We start from the raw sequence: 17,897 nt of genomic DNA on the forward strand, positions 1-17,897 counted from the left end.
ATCGACCTATGCAAACGGGTTCATAGTGGACACCCCTCATGCCTTATTTAGGGCTTGTGCCTTAGCATCCACAGCGCTGTATGAACACCTTCTCCGACAGCGTCCTGACGGCGCTGAACCTTGTCACTTCTTTCGATCCTGCCCTGTGGGTGGTCGTCACCCGGTCTTTGGCCGTGAGTGCCACGGCCTGCCTGCTGGCCTACGGCGTGGGCGTGGTGCTGGGGGCATGGCTCGCGGTGTCGCGCTTTCGGGGACGGGGGGCGGTGCTGGTGGGCTTGAGCACCTTGCTGGCGCTGCCTTCTGTGGTGGTGGGCCTGGTGGTGTATTTGCTGCTGTCCCGCACAGGGCCTTTGGGCTTTTTGGGCTGGTTGTTCAGTTTCAAGGCCATGGTGTTGGCCCAGTTCATTTTGGTGGTGCCGGTGGTGGCCGCGCTCACGCGCCAAGTGGTCGAAGACGTGGAGCGCCAGCATGGCGAGCAGTGGGCATCGCTGGGCGCAGGGCCTTGGGTGCGCAGCTTGCTGCTGGCCTGGGACGAACGCCTGGCCTTGCTGACCATTGGCGTCACCGCCTTCGGCCGCGCCATTTCGGAGGTGGGCGCGGTGATGATCGTGGGCGGCAACATCGATGGCTTCACGCGGGTCATGACCACCGCCATTGCATTGGAGACCAGCAAAGGCGATTTGCCGCTGGCGCTGGGGTTGGGCATGGTCTTGCTGGCGGTGGTGCTGCTGCTCAATGCGCTGGTGGCGGGGCTTCGCCTGTGGGGTGAGCGGCGCAACGCGCGACCCGCGCCTGAGGGCAGAACCCTAGGGGTGCAGCCATGAGCGCCGCGCAGATCGGTCTGGACGCGGTGAGCGTGCAGCTGGGCGCACAAACGGCCTTGATGGGCGTGAGCTTGCGCATCGAGGCGGGTGAGCGCGTGGCGCTGGTGGGGGCCAATGGTTCGGGCAAAAGCACTTTGCTGCGCACCTTGCACGGGCTGGTGCGGCCCACGCAAGGCCAGGTGCAACAAGCGCCGGGTGTTCGTCAGGCCATGCTGTTCCAAAGGCCGCATTTGCTGCGTCTGTCGGCCTTGAACAATGTGGCGCTGGGCCTGTGGCTGGACCGCGCACGCGGACTGCGTTGGTCGGCCGCCCAAGCGCTGGCGCAGCAGGCTTTGCAGCGCGTGGGCCTGCAGTCTGTGGCGCAGCAAAACGGCCGCCAGTTGTCTGGCGGGCAGCAACAGCGCCTGGCCTTGGCCCGCGCTTGGGCATGCCAGCCCGATGTGCTGCTGCTGGATGAACCCACGGCCAGTCTGGACCCGCATGCCAAACGCGAAGTCGAAGCTCTGATGGCCGACTTCGCTGGCGCTCAAGATCGCCCTTTGACCTTGGTCTGGGCCAGCCACAACTTGGGCCAAGTCAAACGCTTGGCCACCCGTGTCGTTTATCTGGAGTTCGGGCAAGTGATGGCCGACTTGCCCGTGGCCGATTTTTTCAACCCTGCCGTGCTGGCCCAATGCAGCCCGGCAGCCCATGCTTTTGTGCAAGGAGAACTTTCATGACCTACCCCTTTTCTCTCACCCGTCGCGCCTTGGTGTGTGCGGTTTTGGCCAGCACCTCGGTCTGGGCACAAGCCCAGTCCATCGTCATGTCGTCCACCACATCGACTGAGCAGTCGGGCTTGTTTGCGCACCTCTTGCCTGCCTTCAAAAAGGCCAGTGGGCTGGATGTGAAAGTGGTGGCCCTGGGCACGGGCCAGGCGCTGGACATGGCGCGGCGCGGTGACGCCGATGTGGTGTTTGTGCACGACCAGGTGGCCGAAGAGAAATTTGTGGCCGATGGCTTTGGCATCAAGCGCTTGCCTGTGATGTACAACGACTTTGTGCTGATCGGCCCCAAGGCCGACCCGGCAGCCACCAAAGGCAAAGACATTGTGGCGGCCTTGGCCAAGTTGTCGGCCGGCAATGCTGCCTTTGTGTCTCGCGGTGACAAGAGCGGCACACACGCGGCCGAATTGCGTTTTTGGAAGATGGCCAATTTAGACGACAAAAAGGGCAGTGGCTACAAAGAGTGTGGCTGCGGCATGGGCCCGGCTTTGAACATTGCGGCATCTTCGGGGGCCTATTTGTTGGCCGACCGCGCCACTTGGCTGAACTTCAAAAACCGCGCCGATCTGGCCATTTTGGTGGAGGGTGATCAACGCCTGTTCAACCAATACGGCGTGATGGTGGTCAACCCGGCCAAACATGCGCATGTTAAGCAGGTCGATGCGCAAAAGTTTGTGGACTGGATCACCTCGGCCGCTGGTCAGGGTGTGATTGCCGACTACAAAATCGGCGGTGAGCAGTTGTTTTTCCCGAACGCAACGCGTTGAGTGACTCGCGGCTGGGGCGATATTCAAGCCTTGCCGCTGCCCAGTTTGCGGTACACCGTGGCGCGGCTGATGCCCAAGGCACGGGCCGCTTCGGCCACATTGCCTCGCGCCTGTTTGACGGCTTCGCGGATCATCTCGGTTTGTGCGTCTTTCAGGCCTTTGGGTGCCTGGGCCATGGCCGCAATTGGGGGCTCGGGTGGCGCGGTGTGGGCGCCATGGCCCGACGGTGCAGCGTGAAACGCCTGCGCCGAAGACCCTGCCAGCCAAGCCTGCGTTTGCAAGCGCAGCCCTGACCACAGGGGCAACTCTTGGGTCTGCGCTGCGCCTTTGCTGTTTCGCCGGGCCGCGTCGAACAGGTTTTCCCAGGCAGAGGCAAACACATCGCTGGCGTGCAAGGACTCGCCTTCCGGGGTGGGCGACAAAGACAACATTTGCCGCGCGGTTGGGTTGGCACCCAAGATGTGGCCGTTCGGGCCCAAGGTGATCAAGCCGTCGCTGTCGTCGCCGGCTTGGTTGCCGGGCCAGTTCAGGCGCAGCACCAGCGCGTGTCCGGTGGACAGCAGCCAGCTGTTTTCGATGCTGCGGGCCGAGCGCCGCACCAGATGTTTCAGGGCCGGGCGTTCGGTGGTTTCGATGCCTGTCAGGTCCAGCATGCCCGCGCACAAGCCGTCAGGACCAAAAACCGGTGCCCCGGCGCAGCTGTAGACGCTGTTGTCTTGGAAAAAATGCTCGCCCCGGTGCAGCCAGACCGGTTGCAGTTCGGTCAAGGCTGCGCTGATGGACGTGGTGCCCACCGAGCGCTCTGACAGGTCCACACCCACACGGGCAATGGCGTCGGCGCGGCGGTCTTGGCGGTCCACCGGGCCGTGCACATCGACCACGATGCCCTGTGCATTGGTCAAGATGGCGAAATAGCGGATGTCGGCAATCGCACGGGCCAGCTCCACCAGCACAGGCTGGGCCGCCTGCACCAGTGGGCGGCTGTTTTCTTGCACGCGGCGCATTTGCTGAGCCGAAACGGTGTCAAACCCTACGCTTTGCTGCGGCTGCAGGCCCATGGCCAGGCAACGTTTCCAGGACTGGGTCAGCCAAGGCGACACACCTGCCTGCGATTCGCCGGGGCGCAAGTGGCCAGAGCGCCCTTGAAACACCAGTTCACGGGCTTGTTCTATCCGCTGCAAGCGGTCGCTGTTGAGGGCAGTCAGGGACATGTCAGATGTGTATCAAGCTGAGAATTTATGAGTGCAACCCTGTTAAACCTAGGGTTAATCCGTATCGGTTTACAGGTGTATGCGCCAACAATCGCTATGCATTCTGATTCATAAGCGCGAGCTTGAACAGCCCGCCACTTCACAGGAGATCCACATGCAGAAAGTCCTGCACATCAATCCGGACAAATGTACCGGCTGCTTGCAGTGCGAAATGGCCTGTTCTTTCGAGAACTACGGCACATACGCCACATCCAAGTCGCGCATCAAGGTGTTCGATTTCCACCACACCGGTAAAAAAGTGCCTTACACCTGCACCCAGTGCGACGAAGCCTGGTGCCTGCACGCCTGCCCAGTGGAAGCCATCACCGTGGACAAAGCCACGGGCGCCAAGGTGGTCAATGAGTCCACCTGCGTGGGCTGCAAGGTTTGCACCATCGCCTGCCCATTTGGCACGATCAACTATGTGCAAGAAACTGGCAAGGTGCAAAAGTGCGACCTGTGCGGTGGCGATCCGGCTTGTGCCGACGCCTGCCCCACCGGCGCCATCACCTTTGTTGATGCCAACTGGACCGGCATGGACAAAATGAAACAGTGGGCCGACAAGTTGGGCAATCAGCCCTCTGCGGCTTAAACCCCCCACCCTTAAGGAGCATCAACATGTCTTGGGCTGGAAAAATTCTCCGCGTCAACCTGACTGCGGGCACCGTCAAATCCGAACCGTTGAACATGGAATGGGCCAAGGCCTATCTGGGTTCACGCGGTCTGGGCAGCAAATACCTGATCAGCGAAGTCGACCCCAAAGTCGATCCGCTGTCGGCCGACAACAAAATCATCTGGGCCACCGGCCCGCTGACCGGCACCATGGCCTCTACCGGTGGCCGCTACACCGTCATCACCAAAGGCCCACTGACTGGCGCCATTGCCTGCTCCAACTCGGGCGGCTACTGGGGGGCCGAGCTGAAAATGGCCGGTTGGGACATGATCATTTTTGAAGGCGCATCGGCCAAGCCGGTGTACCTCTACATCAACGACGACGAAGTCGAGCTGCGCGACGCCGGTCACCTGTGGGGCCAAAGCGTCTGGAAGACTGAGGAGATCCTCAAGTCCAGCCTGCAAGACCCGCTGCTGCGCGTGTCCAGCATTGGCAAGGCCGGTGAAAACGGCGTGCTGTATGCCGCCGTGGTGAACGACCTGCACCGTGCGGCTGGCCGCTCGGGCGTGGGCACCGTCATGGGCAGCAAAAACCTCAAGGCCATCGCCGTGCGCGGCACGATTGGTGTGGGTAACGTGCAAAACCCCAAGGCCTTCATGGCGGCGACCAAGGCCGCCAAAAAGGTGTTGGCCGACAACGGCGTCACCGGCCAGGGCTTGCCCGCCTACGGCACCCAGGTGCTGATGAACGTGATCAACGAAGTCGGTGCTTTGCCTACCCGCAACCACCGCGACGTGCAGTTCGAAAGCGCCAAGGACATCTCGGCCGAAGCCATGGTCACGCCCCGCGAGACCGACGGCAAAAAGCACCTGGTGACCAACCAGGCTTGCTTTGGTTGCACCATCGCCTGCGGTCGCATCAGCAAAATGGACGAAGGCCACTTCTCGGTCAAGAACAAGCCTGAGTATTGGGGCGCCAATGGCGGCCTGGAATACGAAGCGGCTTGGGCGCTGGGTGCGGCCAACGGCGTCAAAGACCTCGAAGCCCTGCAATACGCCAACATGATCTGCAACGAAGAAGGCTTTGACCCGATCAGCTTCGGTGCCACCATCGGCGCCGTCATGGAGCTGTATGAAATGGGTGTGCTGACCAAAGAGCAAATTGGTGTGGAAGCGCCATTCGGCTCTGCCGAAGCCTTGTGTGAATTTGTCGACATGACCGCCAAGGGCATTGGTTTTGGCAAGGAAATTGGCCTGGGCTCCAAACGCCTGACCGCCAAGTACGGCCACCCCGACCTGTCCATGAGCGTCAAGGGCCAGGAATTCCCAGCCTACGACGGCCGTGTGATCCAGGGCATTGGCCTGGCTTACGCCACGTCCAACCGTGGTGCTTGCCACCTGCGTGGTTACACCATCGCGTCTGAAGTGCTGGGCATCCCGGTCAAGACCGAGCCCACCGAGCACGAAGGCAAACCAGAACTGGTCAAGGCTTTCCAAGATGCGACAGCCGCTTTTGACTCGGCCGGCATTTGCGTGTTCACCAGCTTTGCCTGGACACTGGCTGACGTGGCCCCTCAGGTGCAAGCCGCATGCGGCGAAGAGTTCACCATGGAACACTTGGCCCACATCGGTGAGCGCATCTGGAACATGGAGCGCGATTTCAACAACGCAGCAGGCTTTACCAAAGCCGACGACAACCTGCCCAAACGCCTGATGACCGAAGCCGCCAAAACCGGCCCCGGCAAAGGCATGGTCAGCAAGTTGGACGAGATGCTGCCCAAGTACTACGACGCGCGTGGCTGGGACGGCGAAGGCCGACCCACATCGGCCACACGGGAACGTCTGGGCCTGTGACCTTGCCCCTGTAGGAGCGAGCCCTGCTCGCGAAGCCTTCGCTGCAGGCGCGCGCTTCTACAGGAACCACAGCGGCCCCGAGGGGCCGCTGTCTGTTTCTGGAGAAAACCCCATGACCCATCACATCATTCTGGGCGCAGGCCCTGCAGGCGTCATCGCCGCCGAAACCTTGCGCAAGCACTGCCCCCAAGACCGCATCACCATCGTCGGTGACGAAAAAGAAGCGCCTTATTCGCGCATGGCGATTCCTTATTTGCTGATCGGCAACGTCGAAGAAAAAGGCACTTGGCTGCGCAAGGGCGACACCCACTTTGCCGACTTGCGCATCGACATCATGAACGCACGCGCCACCCAGGTGGACACCGTGGCGCGGCAAGTGGTGCTGGACAACGGCCAAAAGCTGGCCTTTGACAAATTGCTGATCGCCACCGGCTCGCAGCCCGTGCGTCCGCCTATTGCAGGCATGGACCTGCCCGGTGTGCACCCTTGCTGGACGCTGGCCGACGCCCGCGCCATTGCCGCACTGGCCAAGCCTGGCGCCAAAGTCTTGCAAATGGGCGCGGGCTTCATTGGCTGCATCATCATGGAAGCGCTCAAGCAGCGCGGCGTCGAACTGTCGGTGGTCGAGATGGGTGACCGCATGGTGCCCCGCATGATGGGTCCCATGGCGGGCGGCATGATCCGCGACTGGTGCGAAACCAAAGGCGTTAAGGTCTATGTGGGCACCCGTGTTGAATCCATTGAGCCTGCCGGTACACCGAGCGGCATCTTGGGCAAATTGGCCAGCGCCATTGGCTTGGGCGGCTCTGCGCCCGCAGGCCAAGGCTTGCAAGTGCGCCTGTCCAACGGTCAAACCGTCGAGGCCGATTTGGTCATCAGCGCCACCGGCGTGCGCCCGGCCATCGGCTTCCTCAAAGACAGCGGCATCACTTGCTTGCAGGGCATCTTGACCGATCAGTGCCTGCAAACCAATGTGCCAGGCATTTATGCCGCCGGTGACTGCGCCGAGGCTTTTGACAACGTGAGTGGCCAGACCATCGTCAGTGCCATCCAGCCCAACGCGGCTGAACAAGCCCGCGTGGCCGCGCTCAACATGGCCGGTCAGCACACCACCCTCAAGGGCGTGACCCAGATCAACGTGCTCGACACCCTGGGCCTGATTTCCACCAGCTTTGGCAACTGGCAAGGTGTTGAAGGTGGCGAACAAGCCCAGCTGACCGACCAAGCCGCAGGCAAACACCTGAGTCTGCAGTTCAAGGACGATGTCATGGTGGGCTGCAACTCTGTGGGCTGGACCGAGCATGTGGGCGTCATGCGTGGGCTGGTCGAAGGCCAAGTGCGTTTGGGCGACTGGAAAGACCGCCTGATTCAAGACCCCACACGCCTCATGGACGCCTATCTGGCCTGCGCGCAAGGCCAGGGTCAATGGAGTGGTGCGGCCGATGCGCGTCGCAGATAGAAGTGACAATCCACGCATGAACATCACCTTCAAACTGTTTGCCACGCTCACCGACTATCTGCCTGCCGAGGTTCGCCGCAGCAATCAGATCGTCATGGACGTGGCATCTGGCACCACCATCATGCAAGTCATCGACTCCTTCAGTCTGCCCCCCAAGCTGGTGCATCTGGTCTTGGTCAATGGCAAATACATCGCCCCCGAAGACCGAGGCACGCACGCCCTGGTTGAGGGCGATGTGCTGGCCATCTGGCCGCCTGTTGCAGGCGGCTGAAGTCCTCGATGCAAGCAAGCTACGCCGAAACTTTTCAGCGCGACATGGGCTGTACCGAAGCCGAATGGCTGGGGTGGCTGCCCCGTGCTGTGGGCCAGCACCCCATGCAATGCCAGGCCAGCAGCGCACGCATCACCATCGGTGCGGGGCATCTGCAATTGCGCTGGCAAGTCATGCCCCCACGCGTCATTGCACAAATTCGCCTACCCGTGCTGCGCATGCACTTCCAGTTTGAGGGCTTGAGCGACCCAGAACGCTACACCTTCATGCGCCACTTTGACCTGTACACCCAGCGCGGCGGCGGCTGAGGCTTGCCCGGGTCATCACATCTCGTCTTGCCACCAGTACCACTTGTATAAAAACCTCTGGCCCAAGCGGCGGAAGGGGGCCAGGGCTTGCGAGCGGAACAGGTGCAAAAAGTGCGGGTAGGTCAGCTCGCTGTTGTAGATCGGCAGCTGGAAGACTTCCTGGCCTGCGTCTTTGCCGGCCACGCGTTCGGCCAGACGTTTGCCGGCCCAGGTGGAAAACGACACGCCGTTGCCGCCATAGCCCAGCGCGTACCAGACGCTTTGGCTGGGGTCGGGTTGGGTTATGCGCGGCATCATGTCGTGGCTCACGTCGACCCAGCCCCACCAAGAGTGCTCGATGGGGATGCCCGCCAAAGTCGGGAATTTGCGTGCAATGCCGTCGGTCAACAGTTTCAGGTGTTTGGGCTCGGGCGACTCGGCCCCGGTCACGGCGCTGCGGCTGCCGATTTGCAGGCGGTTGTCAGGCAGCAGCCGGTAGTAAAAACGCAGGGTACGCGTGTCGGTCAGAAAGACACGGGTTTTGAGGCCAGCGGCCTCAATTTGCGCTGGCGTCAGGGGCTGGGTGACCATGTTGTTGGACAAGATGGGCAGCAGCTTGTTTTTGGTGAGCGGGCTCAAGGCCTGTCCGGTGTAGCCACCGGTGCACACGGCCACGCGTTTGGCGCGCACGGTGCCGCCCGGGGTGCGCAGGTGGTGCACGCCATGGATGGTTTCCCAGCCTTGCACGGGGCTGGCGGTGTGCAGTTTCACACCCAGTGCGCGGGCCTTGCGGATCAGGCCAAAGGTGAACTTGAGCGGGTGCACGCCCACGCCTTCTTGCTCCCACATGGCGCCTGCGGCATCGTGATCGTTGAAGTGGTTTTGACGCAGCTCGTCGGCCGAGAGGATTTGGGTCTTGTAGCCAAAAATCTCGTTGCGCACCCGGGCCTGCTCTTTGAGGTAGGCGACTTTTTCGGGGCGGTGCGCCACGTACAGGTGGCCGCCATCGGAGGCGTCGCAATCGACCTCGAAAGCCAGGTTTTTGAAGTTCTCGAAGCCCGTGCGGATTTCGGCATCCAGCTTTTTGGCCACGTCCAGGCCCCAGCGCTCAATCCATTGCGCACGGGTGAGGCGTCCACTGGCGTTTTGACCCTGGCCGCCGCTGCGGCTTGAACAGCCCCAGGCGCTCTGGTTGGCTTCCAGCACCACCGCCTGAATGCCGTGTTCTTGCGCCAGATACAAGGCGGTCGAGATGCCGGTCGAGCCCGCACCGATGACCACCACATCCACATCCATGTCGTGCTGCACCGGGCCGTCGTCTGGCGGCGGCGTGCCCGCGCTGGCGACCCAGTAGCTGGGCGCGTAGTCGCGGCCTGCACCGGGGGTGGCATGCACCAGCGGATCGTATTGGGGGTCGTATCGGGTGTCGCTGCGTGCTGCGTCGTGGGGCGTCATGAGCGGGCTCTCTAAAGGGGGCAAGTCTGATTCACAGGCTGCGCGGCGGGGCCTGGCAGCGGGTGCACTTATTTCGCGGCGGGCAGGTTGGGGCGGTTTTTGCGGAAAGCGCTTTTGGAGAGGATCTTGCCGTCCTTGAAGGCAAAGATGTCCACGCCGTCGGTTTCGATGCGCGAGCCGTCTGTTGACGTACCGACATAGGTCCATTCGGACACGCCAAAGTCACCTTGCACAAAATGTTTGCCGTTGATCCATTGCGCGTCGGGCACCGTGGCCCATGCGCCCGGAAAGGCCTTGCGCAAGGCCTCATGGCCTTGGTGGCGCGAGCCGCAAGCTTGCGGGCCACCCGCTGTCATGAAGACACCATCGGGGTGCATGAAGCTCAGCAGCCCATCCACATCGTGGCGGTTCCAGGCGTCGGTGAAAGCTTCGAGGGTGGCAATGGTGACAGGGGCTGACAAGGGGCTCTCCAGAGGGTGGTCAATGGCTTTGAGAATAGCCAATCCTTGTGGAGTGCATAGAGCCAGATGGGGTAAATCGCGTGTGCCAGCGGGCTTGCTTATACTGAGTTGCATGACCAGTCGACACCGCACCAAAGATGTTCAGTGGGAGAGCCTTTTTGCCTTGCAGGACAAGCCCGCCATGCCCTTGCAGCAACGCCTGCGCATGGCCGCTGTCGAGGCCATTCTGGAAGGGCGTTTGCCACCCGGCGCCACCTTGCCGTCATCGCGTGAATTGGCCAAGGCGCTGGGCCTGAGCCGCAACACCGTCACATCGGCCTATATGCGGCTGATCGATGACGGTTTTCTCGAGGCGCATCCACGCAGCGGAGTGTTTGTGAAAGTGCATGGCGATCCACGCCCATCGGGTTTGCCCAAAGCCGATTGGCGCGCAAAGCCCTTGCCCGAGGCTGTGCGCACGCCACAAAATCAGCCTGAGCGTGAGGCGCCAGCGATGGCCCAGCCGATTTCGCCGGACTGGTCTGCACGACTGATCCGTTCACTGAGCGACCGCCGCACCTTGGCCAAGCCCGACCAGTGGCGCCAGTACCCTTACCCCTTTGTTTACGGCACCTTTGATCCGCAGCTGTTTCCGACCGAAGCGTTTCGCGAGTGTTGTGTGCACAGCCTGGCGCGGGTTCATTTGCCGCAGTGGACGCCCGACTTTGAGCTGAGTGATGTGCCCGAACTGATCGAGCAGATCCGCCTGCGCCTCTTGCCCAAACGGGGGGTGTTTGCGCTGCCCGAGGAAATCCTCATCACCGTGGGGGCGCAGCACGCCTATTACATGCTGGGCGAGGCCTTGTTCGATGCGCAATCCCGCGTGGGCCTGGAGGAGCCGGGGCACCCGCATGCACGCAACAGTTTCGCCTCACGTCAGCCACAGTGGCAAGCCCTGGCGGTGGACGATCAGGGGCTGGTGGTGGATCACTTGCCACCCTTGGACTATGTGTATGTGACGCCCTCGCACCAGAGCCCGACGACGCGCACCCTTTCGCTGGAGCGGCGCAAGCGTTTGCTGGCCCTGGCCGAGCAGCGCGACTTTGTGGTCATTGAAGACGACTACGAGGCCGAGAACCTCTATGTGGGCGAGCCCATGCCCGCGCTCAAAAGTCTGGACAAGGTCGGGCGTGTGATTTATGTGGGCTCGATCTCCAAGAGCCTGTCACCATCCTTGCGCCTGGGCTACATCGTGGCGCCGCGTGCCCTGACTACCGAGTTGCGGGTGCTGCGCCACGCCATGGTGCGCCACCCCAGTGCTTTTTTGCAGCACGCGTTTGCGCATTTCCTGTCCCTTGGACACCACGAGCCACATGCCCGGCGCGTGAACCAGGCCTTGCAGGCCCGCATGCAGGCCGTGGGCGAGGCTCTGCACCGCGAGCTGCCGGATTTTCAGTTCGAGTTACCCACGGGCGGCGCCTCGGTGTGGGTGCGTGCCCCTGACTGGGTGGACACCGCCGAGCTGGCCCTCATGGCGCGTGAACAAGGCGTGCTGATCGAAGCGGGCGAGGTGTTTTTCATGCACCCGCTTTATCCTTGCCCCTTCTTTCGCCTGCGCTTGTCGTCCATCGGAGTGGACCAAATTGGCCCCGGCATCCGTGCCCTCGCCGTGGCGGTGCACGCACTGGCCCAGGCACGCGGCGTGCCGCGCGTGCTGGCGCGATTGCATTGAGTTTGCCTGCCGGTTTTTTGTAGGAGCCAGCCCTGCTGGCGATGGTGACGGTTGAGGGTTTGCTAGGGCTTATCGCTTGCAGGGCAAGCTCCTACAAAATGCCTTTGGCTTGCTTTAGGAGCCAGCCCTGCTGGCGATGCGTGCGCTTGAGGTTTGCGGGTGATCGCTTGCAGGGCAAGCTCCTACAAAATGCCTTTGGCTTGCTTTAGGAGCCAGCCCTGCTGGCGATGCGTGCGTTTGAGGTTTGCGGGTGTTCGCTTGCAGGGCAAGCACCTACAAAATGCCTTTGGTTTGCTGTAGGAGCCAGCCCTGCTGGCGATGGGCTGCTGCCCCGGGTTTGGTGCGTTTTACATCCGGCCTTTCCAGGGCACCAGGCGGCGTTCGACGGCGCGCATGAGCAGGTCAAAACCATAGGCCACCACGCCGATGACGATGATGCCCATGATCACGATGTCGGTGCGCAGGAAGTTCGAGGCGTTCAGCACCATCTGGCCTAGGCCCACATTGGCGGCCACCATTTCAGCGGCCACCAGGGTGCTCCAGCCAAAGCCGATGGCCACCCGCATACCTACCAGAATTTCCGGCAAGGCGGCGGGCAGCACGACGTGGCGGATCACCTGTGCATAGCTTGCGCCCATAGAGTAGGCCGCATTCATTTGTTCTTGCGAGGCGCTGCGCATGCCCGAGCGTGCGGCCATGGCCAGCGGGGCAAAACAGCTCAAGAAGATCAGCAAGACCTTGGGTAACTCGTCAATACCGAACCAGATGATGATCAGCGGCAAATAGGCCAGGGGTGGCAGGGGCCGGTACAGCTCGATGGGCGGGTCGAAAATGCCGCGCCAGAACCGCGACATGCCCATGGCGATGCCCACCGGAATGGCTACCAGGCTGGCCAGTAAAAAGGCACCAAACACGCGCAGCATGCTGGCGACGAAGTGTTCCCACAAGGGCTTGTCGTTGGCCGTGCCGGTGATGTATTCGTAAAACTGCGTGAACACCGCCTGCGGTGAAGGCAGGAACAAGGGTTTGATCCAGCCCATGGACGTGGTCAGCGTCCACAGGCCCAGCAGCACCAGCAGGGTGACCACACTGATGGTCAAGCTGGAGCCTTCGCCGGGGATTTTGAAGGCGCTGGTTTTCAAGGGCGCGCTCGCATTGTTGTGCTCAGTCATGGGCTGCCTCCCGGTGGTGGATGATGGACAGGACTTCTTCGCGCATGCGGATGAATTCGGGATCGGACTTGACCCGGCGGGCATCGCCGTGGCTCAAAAAGGCGCGTGAGAAAGGCAGGTCTTCAAAGGTGTGGGTGATGCGTCCGGGGCTGGGGCTCATGACGATCAGGCGGGTGGCCAGAAACAGCGCTTCTTCGACCGAGTGGGTGATGAAGAACACCATTTTGTGGGTTTGTGCCCAGGCCTTGAGCAGGATTTCTTGCACCGTCTCTCGGGTGAAGGCGTCCAGTGCGCCCATGGGTTCGTCCATCAGCAGCACGGCCGGGTCGTTGGCCAGGGCGCGGGCAATGCCCACGCGCTGCTGCATGCCACCCGACAATTCGTAGACGCCGCGCTCGGCGTATTTTTCAAGGCCCACCAGGGCCAGTTTGTCCATGGCCACGCGGGCACGTTCGGCGGCAGGTACGCCGCGCAGGCGCAAGCCCAGGGCCACGTTGTCCAGCACATTGAGCCAGGGCATCAAGGCGTGCTTTTGAAACACCACACCCCGGTCGGCGCCTGGCCCGCTGATGGGGCGGCCGTCCAGCAGGATGTCGCCGCTGGAAGGCGGCAGAAAACCGGCCAGGCAATTGAGCAAGGTGGTCTTGCCGCAGCCCGAGGCGCCCAGGGCGACCACAAAATCGCCATCGCGCATTTGCAATTGTACAGGGGCCAAGGCTTGCAAGGTGCCGCCCTGGATGGCGTAGTTGACCGTCAGGTCTTTGACTTCAAGTAAAGGCATGGATTGCGTAGTCACAGTAAACAAACAATCCCCCTGCAGCCTGGGCCGCAGGGGGCTGACACAGGCCGGCAGCCTTACTGCATGGCTTTCTTGACGTAGGCGTCGGTCACAAAAGCCGAGTAGTTCGGCTTGACTTCCTGAATGCGCCCTTGCTCTTTGAGGAAGACCGCCGTGTTCGTCATGGCCTTGGCGGCGCCACCACCGAGCCAGGTGGCCGAAATTTGCTCCTGAGCCGTGGGAAATTTGTAAAGCGCCATGGCTGCAGGCACGTCGGCGGCATTGGCCTTGGTCCACTTGGCCACAGCTTTCACTTGGGTTGAGTCAGCAGTCCATTGAGCCTTGTTGGCGCGGTAGGCCTCGTCGGCCTTGATCAGGGCTTTGACCAGCGCGACCATGAAGCCTTCGTTTTGCGCGGCCCATTTGGCATCGACCACCAGCCCATCAAAGGTGGGGTAGCCCTTTTGACCGATGCTGGCCGAGGAGGCAATCGCTTTGCCGTTGCCCTTGATTTTGCTCAGGATCGGGTCCCAGATGAAGGCCGCATCAATGTCGCCGCGCTCCCAGGCGGCTGCGATTTCCGGTGGGCGCAGGTTCATCACGTTGACCTTTTTGCTGTCCACACCTTCGAGCTTCATGCCCACCATCAACTGGTAGTGCGCCGTGGAGACAAAGGGCGTGGCCACTTTCTTGCCCACCAAGTCTTTGATGCTGTTGATGCCCGAGCCGTTGCGCGCAATCAGGGCTTCGGCATCGGCGATGTCGTCCAGAATCCAGAACAGCTTGAGGTCCTGGCCCTGACTGGCCGCCGCGGTGAAGGGGCTGGAGCCTGCTTCGCCGATTTGCACGCCGCCCGAAGCCATGGCCTTGATCACATCGCCGCCACCGCCAAACATGCGCCAGTTGATTTTGTAGCCGGTGGCTTTTTCCAGCTCGCCCGACTCCATCACGGTGCGCAAAGGCACCAGCATGTCCTGGTGGGCGAAAGTGACTTCCTTGGCCGCTTGCGCATGGGCCAGGCCGCAGAGCATCAGCGACAAGCCCAGCGCGGGCGTGGCTGAAAGAAGGGATCGACGTGTTGTCATGCTTTGTCTCCTTATGGGTTTTTCAAACGTGTGGGCGTCTTTGCAAACGCCGATCAAGGCATTTGCTGTCGTCCAGTTTGGGGCTGTCTCAAGGCAGAAACTAGAGCCAGTTGATGGCCTTTTTCAGGGCCAGTTTGGGCGTTGATGGCGCACCCATTGGGCTTACCAGACGAGCCAAAAAGTACACTGTTTCACTCTGTAAACACAAGGATGCCCGAGCCTCAACGGCCACTTTCAATCCAGCGATGGCATCACCCTTGTCAGGGTTTGTCCGGGGCCTTGGCGCGCCGCCTTGATTGGGGTTTTGTGGAGGTCTGCCAAGCTGACGAAACTTGACGGTGACGATGTAAGTGGAAATTCTCTTTTGCGGATCCCACCCCCGTGGGCGATGGCGTGAGGTGTTGGTACGCGTGAAATCGCCCACGGGGTGTGCTCCTACAAAAATAGCGGCTTTCATGCTGTGGGAGCCAGCCCTGCTGGCAATAGGGCGCCAGCACAGCACAGGTCATCACTTGCAACACGCCCACGCAACGCCCGCAGATACGCATGGACAGCCCACTCGATGACGAAGATGAGGCGTTCAGTGCATCACAGTTCAAGATCATCAACGGCAAGCGCCATCGGGGGTGCTCAAAGTCAATGGCTTTCTGAAATCAAAAAGGGGAGCCCTTGGCTCCCCTTTTTTCTGCGCTTTGAAAGGCTCACATCAACAGGTGTTCACCCGCGTTGTCGCCTCCCAGGATCACGTAGTTCACCTTGCGGATGTCCATCAGCTTGGTGCCACCGGCGTAGCTGATCGAGCTTTGCACGTCCTGCTCCATTTCAATCAGCGTGTTGGCCAGCTTGCCCTTGATCGGCTCCAGAATGCGCTTGCCTTCAACGTGCTTGTACTCGCCCTTGTTGAAGTCAGATGCTGAGCCGTAGTACTCCTTGAACAGCTCGCCATCGACTTCGACCGTCTTGCCGGGCGACTCTTCGTGGCCTGCAAACAGCGAACCGATCATGACCATGCTTGCACCAAAGCGGATGCTCTTGGCGATGTCACCGTGGCTGCGGATGCCGCCGTCGGCAATGATGGGCTTGGTCGCCACTCGGGCGCACCACTTGAGCGCCGACAACTGCCAGCCACCCGTGCCAAAACCGGTCTTGAGCTTGGTGATACAGACCTTGCCGGGGCCCACGCCCACTTTGGTCGCGTCAGCACCCCAGTTTTCCAGGTCGATCACGGCCTCGGGCGTGGCCACGTTGCCCGCGATCACAAAGCTTGTAGGCAGTTTGGCCTTGATGTAGGCGATCATGTCGCGCACGCTGTCGGCATGGCCGTGGGCGATGTCGATGGTGATGTACTCGGGCACCAGTTTTTCAGCAGCCAGCTGGTCCACGGTGGCGCGGTCGGGGGCCTTGACGCCCAGCGAGATCGAGGCGTAAACGCCCTTGCCGTGCATGTCGCGCACAAACTGAACGTTGTCCAGGTCAAAACGGTGCATGACGTAGAAGTAATCGTTTTGCGCCATCCACAGGCAGATGTTTTCATCCACCACCGTCTTCATGTTGGCAGGCACCACCGGCAGGCGGAAGGTGCGCTGGCCCAGCGTGACGCCCGCGTCGCACTCAGAACGGCTTTCCACGCGACATTTGCGTGGCAGCAACAGGATGTTGTCGTAGTCAAAAATTTCCATGAGAAAACCAAGCTCCAAAAAGGATCGTTGAAAGAACGAGTGAGCGCTTGGCTTGGCCGGTTTTCTGTCCCCTTACAGCGAACCCCTTGCAGGTTCAGGGCAAAAAAAACCGGGCGCAAGAATCTTGGGCCCGGTGGCTGATTCTACTCGGTTCAGGGCTGCCTGATTTTTCAGCAGATCAGCTTGCTCAGTGGCGGTTGTTGGCGTTTTGGGTCAAGTCGGCCACCATTTTGGCCGAAATGGGTCAGATGGCGTCAATGTCCACCTCAAGGGCGAGAGACCGCTCACCCATGCGAGACAACACCGTGCGGTGCAAATCCTGATCAGCCAATTCTTCGAGCAAGGCTTCAAACAAGGCAGGTTTAACCCTGTAAAAAGCGGCTTTGTTGTGGCTCAGCACCACAACGGGTCTGCTTTTGGCATCGCGCAGCACAGCGGCCGGGTTTTTCTTGAACTCGGACATGCTGATCACCACATCGGCATCAATAGCTTGCATATAGGCACGAAATCAAGAACTGGATGCTACGCGAAAGCACCCAGCCAGTGCAGCCCATGAAACCCCAGCCCAAGCGCCGCCCCCACCAAGGTGCCATTGATGCGGATGAACTGCAAATCACGGCCCACGCTGCGTTCCAGTTCTTGAACCAGCTGCTTGTCGTCCCAGGCCTTGATCGTGTCGGCAATGTGCTTGGGAATGCCCTGGTTCAGCTGGTCAGCCAATTGCCCGGCCACTTGCTCAAAATAATGGTTGACCGATTGGCGCAGTCCTTCATCACTGGCGAGCCGTTGGCCCAGGCCTTGTAAGGCGCGTTCGGCATGCCCAGCCAGGCTGGAATTGTCTGAGGCCAGATCGGCCACGAGCCGCGCTTTCACATCCATCCAGACCGTGCCCAGAAAATCGCGCACTTCTGGCGACTGCAGCAGGCGGTCTTTGATGTCGTTGAAGTCTTTTTGGGTTCTCTTGAAATTTGAGTGGGTAAGCTTCTGCCATATTGATCAACTTTTGAGCGTGAATTGATGACTGCCAAGCTGTTTGAATCTGCCCTGGGCATCACTGACCCGTGGTGCGTTGCCTCGGTTGAGTTCGACGAAGGTGCCAAGACCTTGACGATATTGATTGACTTCAAAGTCGGCAGTCGCTTTGCAGTCTCGGGTCACGATGGGCTGCATGGTGTGCACGACACGGTGGCCAAGACGTATCGGCACCTGAACTTCTTTCAACACGAGTGCCATCTGCAAGTTCGCACGCCTCGCGTGAAACTTCCCAACGGTTCGGTGCGGTTGGTCGAGCCTGATTTTGCCGGGCGACTTAATGGCTTCACCTTGCTGTTTGAAGCCTTCATTCTGATGCTGTCTGGCCAGATGCCATTTGCCGCCGTCTCGCGTCTTGTCGGGGAGTCGCCGCACAAGGTTCTGGCCGTGTGCGAAAAGTATGTTGAGATGGCCTGTGGCTTGGCAGATCACTCGG

20 protein-coding genes are annotated in these 17,897 nt (G+C 60.9%); 10 read left to right on the forward strand and 10 right to left on the reverse strand.

Annotated features, from left to right (window positions below; all coding sequences use genetic code 11):
• The first annotated feature begins 80 nt into the window (after positions 1-80).
• The 3 genes from AMM33_RS15370 to AMM33_RS15380 are packed head-to-tail and all read left to right on the forward strand — an operon-like array spanning position 81 to position 2,355.
• A complete protein-coding gene (locus AMM33_RS15370; RefSeq protein WP_090142184.1) occupies positions 81-824 on the forward strand; it encodes an ABC transporter permease in 744 nt (247 codons plus the stop codon).
• Complete coding sequence (locus AMM33_RS15375) at positions 821-1,543, forward strand: ATP-binding cassette domain-containing protein (protein ID WP_090142185.1); 723 nt, start codon at positions 821-823, stop codon at positions 1,541-1,543. Before AMM33_RS15370 ends, AMM33_RS15375 begins: the two co-directional genes overlap by 4 nt.
• Positions 1,540-2,355 carry an ABC transporter substrate-binding protein gene (locus AMM33_RS15380; protein WP_090142186.1) on the forward strand — a complete coding sequence of 272 codons (816 nt, stop codon included), beginning with the start codon at positions 1,540-1,542 and terminating at the stop codon, positions 2,353-2,355. Before AMM33_RS15375 ends, AMM33_RS15380 begins: the two co-directional genes overlap by 4 nt.
• Positions 2,356-2,378: 23 nt before the next feature.
• On the opposite strand, the gene AMM33_RS15385 is transcribed toward AMM33_RS15380, so the two are convergent.
• On the reverse strand, positions 2,379-3,566 hold the full coding sequence (locus tag AMM33_RS15385; protein ID WP_090142187.1) for a helix-turn-helix domain-containing protein: 1,188 nt from the start codon (positions 3,564-3,566) through the stop codon (positions 2,379-2,381).
• A gap of 154 nt (positions 3,567-3,720) precedes the next feature.
• Here AMM33_RS15385 and AMM33_RS15390 point away from each other — a divergent pair, with 154 nt between their 5' ends.
• The 5 genes from AMM33_RS15390 to AMM33_RS15410 all read left to right on the forward strand — a co-directional run bounded on the left by AMM33_RS15390 (position 3,721) and on the right by AMM33_RS15410 (position 8,109).
• Positions 3,721-4,197, forward strand: coding sequence for a 4Fe-4S dicluster domain-containing protein (locus AMM33_RS15390; protein WP_090142188.1), 477 nt, complete (start codon positions 3,721-3,723; stop codon positions 4,195-4,197).
• Positions 4,198-4,223: 26 nt separating this feature from the next.
• The gene (locus tag AMM33_RS15395) at positions 4,224-6,071 is read left to right on the forward strand and encodes an aldehyde ferredoxin oxidoreductase family protein (RefSeq protein ID WP_090142189.1); all 1,848 of its coding nucleotides are present in this window, start codon (positions 4,224-4,226) and stop codon (positions 6,069-6,071) included.
• 112 nt (positions 6,072-6,183) lie between these two features.
• Positions 6,184-7,530 (forward strand): NAD(P)/FAD-dependent oxidoreductase, encoded by a 1,347-nt coding sequence (locus AMM33_RS15400; RefSeq protein WP_090142190.1) that lies wholly within the window; start codon positions 6,184-6,186, stop codon positions 7,528-7,530.
• 16 nt (positions 7,531-7,546) lie between these two features.
• On the forward strand, positions 7,547-7,801 hold the full coding sequence (locus AMM33_RS15405) for a sulfur carrier protein ThiS (protein ID WP_090142191.1): 255 nt from the start codon (positions 7,547-7,549) through the stop codon (positions 7,799-7,801).
• Between the two features lie 8 nt (positions 7,802-7,809).
• Entirely contained in the window at positions 7,810-8,109 is a 300-nt protein-coding gene (locus AMM33_RS15410) for a hypothetical protein (RefSeq protein WP_090142192.1), read from the forward strand.
• Between the two features lie 15 nt (positions 8,110-8,124).
• Here AMM33_RS15410 and AMM33_RS15415 read toward each other — a convergent pair whose 3' ends face one another.
• Both AMM33_RS15415 and AMM33_RS15420 read right to left on the reverse strand, forming a co-directional pair.
• Positions 8,125-9,543 carry an NAD(P)/FAD-dependent oxidoreductase gene (locus tag AMM33_RS15415; protein WP_090142193.1) on the reverse strand — a complete coding sequence of 473 codons (1,419 nt, stop codon included), beginning with the start codon at positions 9,541-9,543 and terminating at the stop codon, positions 8,125-8,127.
• Between the two features lie 68 nt (positions 9,544-9,611).
• Complete coding sequence (locus AMM33_RS15420) at positions 9,612-10,004, reverse strand: nuclear transport factor 2 family protein (protein WP_228768170.1); 393 nt, start codon at positions 10,002-10,004, stop codon at positions 9,612-9,614.
• Positions 10,005-10,116: 112 nt separating this feature from the next.
• Here AMM33_RS15420 and AMM33_RS15425 point away from each other — a divergent pair, with 112 nt between their 5' ends.
• Positions 10,117-11,715, forward strand: coding sequence for a MocR-like pyridoxine biosynthesis transcription factor PdxR (locus AMM33_RS15425; RefSeq protein ID WP_090142195.1), 1,599 nt, complete (start codon positions 10,117-10,119; stop codon positions 11,713-11,715).
• Between the two features lie 347 nt (positions 11,716-12,062).
• Here AMM33_RS15425 and AMM33_RS15430 read toward each other — a convergent pair whose 3' ends face one another.
• The 7 genes from AMM33_RS15430 to AMM33_RS15455 all read right to left on the reverse strand — a co-directional run bounded on the left by AMM33_RS15430 (position 12,063) and on the right by AMM33_RS15455 (position 17,422).
• On the reverse strand, positions 12,063-12,887 hold the full coding sequence (locus tag AMM33_RS15430) for an ABC transporter permease subunit (protein WP_090142196.1): 825 nt from the start codon (positions 12,885-12,887) through the stop codon (positions 12,063-12,065).
• Positions 12,880-13,668 (reverse strand): taurine ABC transporter ATP-binding protein, encoded by a 789-nt coding sequence (locus AMM33_RS15435; protein ID WP_090142197.1) that lies wholly within the window; start codon positions 13,666-13,668, stop codon positions 12,880-12,882. The genes AMM33_RS15430 and AMM33_RS15435 overlap by 8 nt, the downstream gene beginning before the upstream one ends.
• A 74-nt stretch (positions 13,669-13,742) precedes the next feature.
• Positions 13,743-14,750 (reverse strand): taurine ABC transporter substrate-binding protein, encoded by a 1,008-nt coding sequence (tauA, locus tag AMM33_RS15440; RefSeq protein WP_090142198.1) that lies wholly within the window; start codon positions 14,748-14,750, stop codon positions 13,743-13,745.
• A gap of 100 nt (positions 14,751-14,850) precedes the next feature.
• A complete protein-coding gene (locus AMM33_RS22040; protein ID WP_228768171.1) occupies positions 14,851-15,174 on the reverse strand; it encodes a hypothetical protein in 324 nt (107 codons plus the stop codon).
• A gap of 277 nt (positions 15,175-15,451) precedes the next feature.
• Positions 15,452-16,429 (reverse strand): GMP reductase, encoded by a 978-nt coding sequence (locus AMM33_RS15445; RefSeq protein WP_090142199.1) that lies wholly within the window; start codon positions 16,427-16,429, stop codon positions 15,452-15,454.
• A 244-nt stretch (positions 16,430-16,673) separates the two neighbouring features.
• Positions 16,674-16,925, reverse strand: coding sequence for a type II toxin-antitoxin system Phd/YefM family antitoxin (locus AMM33_RS15450; protein WP_090142200.1), 252 nt, complete (start codon positions 16,923-16,925; stop codon positions 16,674-16,676).
• A gap of 26 nt (positions 16,926-16,951) precedes the next feature.
• On the reverse strand, positions 16,952-17,422 hold the full coding sequence (locus AMM33_RS15455; RefSeq protein ID WP_090142201.1) for a DUF445 family protein: 471 nt from the start codon (positions 17,420-17,422) through the stop codon (positions 16,952-16,954).
• Positions 17,423-17,446: 24 nt separating this feature from the next.
• On the opposite strand from AMM33_RS15455, the gene AMM33_RS15460 reads away from it, so the two are divergent.
• A partial coding sequence (locus AMM33_RS15460; protein WP_194945492.1) for a transposase family protein occupies positions 17,447-17,897 on the forward strand: 451 nt, incomplete at its 3' end.

Source organism: Limnohabitans sp. DM1 (genome assembly GCF_001269385.1).
In the GTDB taxonomy this organism is placed as follows: Bacteria; Pseudomonadota; Gammaproteobacteria; order Burkholderiales; family Burkholderiaceae_C; genus Limnohabitans_A.

Bases quoted from the DNA above. Each gene is read 5' to 3' on its own strand.
- AMM33_RS15370 (WP_090142184.1), top strand. From the start codon at position 81: ATGAACACCTTCTCCGACAGCGTCCTGACGGCGCTGAACCTTGTCACT.
- AMM33_RS15375 (WP_090142185.1), top strand. From the start codon at position 821: ATGAGCGCCGCGCAGATCGGTCTGGACGCGGTGAGCGTGCAGCTGGGC.
- AMM33_RS15380 (WP_090142186.1), top strand. From the start codon at position 1,540: ATGACCTACCCCTTTTCTCTCACCCGTCGCGCCTTGGTGTGTGCGGTT.
- AMM33_RS15385 (WP_090142187.1), bottom strand. From the start codon at position 3,566: ATGTCCCTGACTGCCCTCAACAGCGACCGCTTGCAGCGGATAGAACAA.
- AMM33_RS15390 (WP_090142188.1), top strand. From the start codon at position 3,721: ATGCAGAAAGTCCTGCACATCAATCCGGACAAATGTACCGGCTGCTTG.
- AMM33_RS15395 (WP_090142189.1), top strand. From the start codon at position 4,224: ATGTCTTGGGCTGGAAAAATTCTCCGCGTCAACCTGACTGCGGGCACC.
- AMM33_RS15400 (WP_090142190.1), top strand. From the start codon at position 6,184: ATGACCCATCACATCATTCTGGGCGCAGGCCCTGCAGGCGTCATCGCC.
- AMM33_RS15405 (WP_090142191.1), top strand. From the start codon at position 7,547: ATGAACATCACCTTCAAACTGTTTGCCACGCTCACCGACTATCTGCCT.
- AMM33_RS15410 (WP_090142192.1), top strand. From the start codon at position 7,810: ATGCAAGCAAGCTACGCCGAAACTTTTCAGCGCGACATGGGCTGTACC.
- AMM33_RS15415 (WP_090142193.1), bottom strand. From the start codon at position 9,543: ATGACGCCCCACGACGCAGCACGCAGCGACACCCGATACGACCCCCAA.
- AMM33_RS15425 (WP_090142195.1), top strand. From the start codon at position 10,117: ATGACCAGTCGACACCGCACCAAAGATGTTCAGTGGGAGAGCCTTTTT.
- AMM33_RS15430 (WP_090142196.1), bottom strand. From the start codon at position 12,887: ATGACTGAGCACAACAATGCGAGCGCGCCCTTGAAAACCAGCGCCTTC.
- AMM33_RS15435 (WP_090142197.1), bottom strand. From the start codon at position 13,668: ATGCCTTTACTTGAAGTCAAAGACCTGACGGTCAACTACGCCATCCAG.
- tauA (WP_090142198.1), bottom strand. From the start codon at position 14,750: ATGACAACACGTCGATCCCTTCTTTCAGCCACGCCCGCGCTGGGCTTG.
- AMM33_RS15445 (WP_090142199.1), bottom strand. From the start codon at position 16,429: ATGGAAATTTTTGACTACGACAACATCCTGTTGCTGCCACGCAAATGT.
- AMM33_RS15450 (WP_090142200.1), bottom strand. From the start codon at position 16,925: ATGCAAGCTATTGATGCCGATGTGGTGATCAGCATGTCCGAGTTCAAG.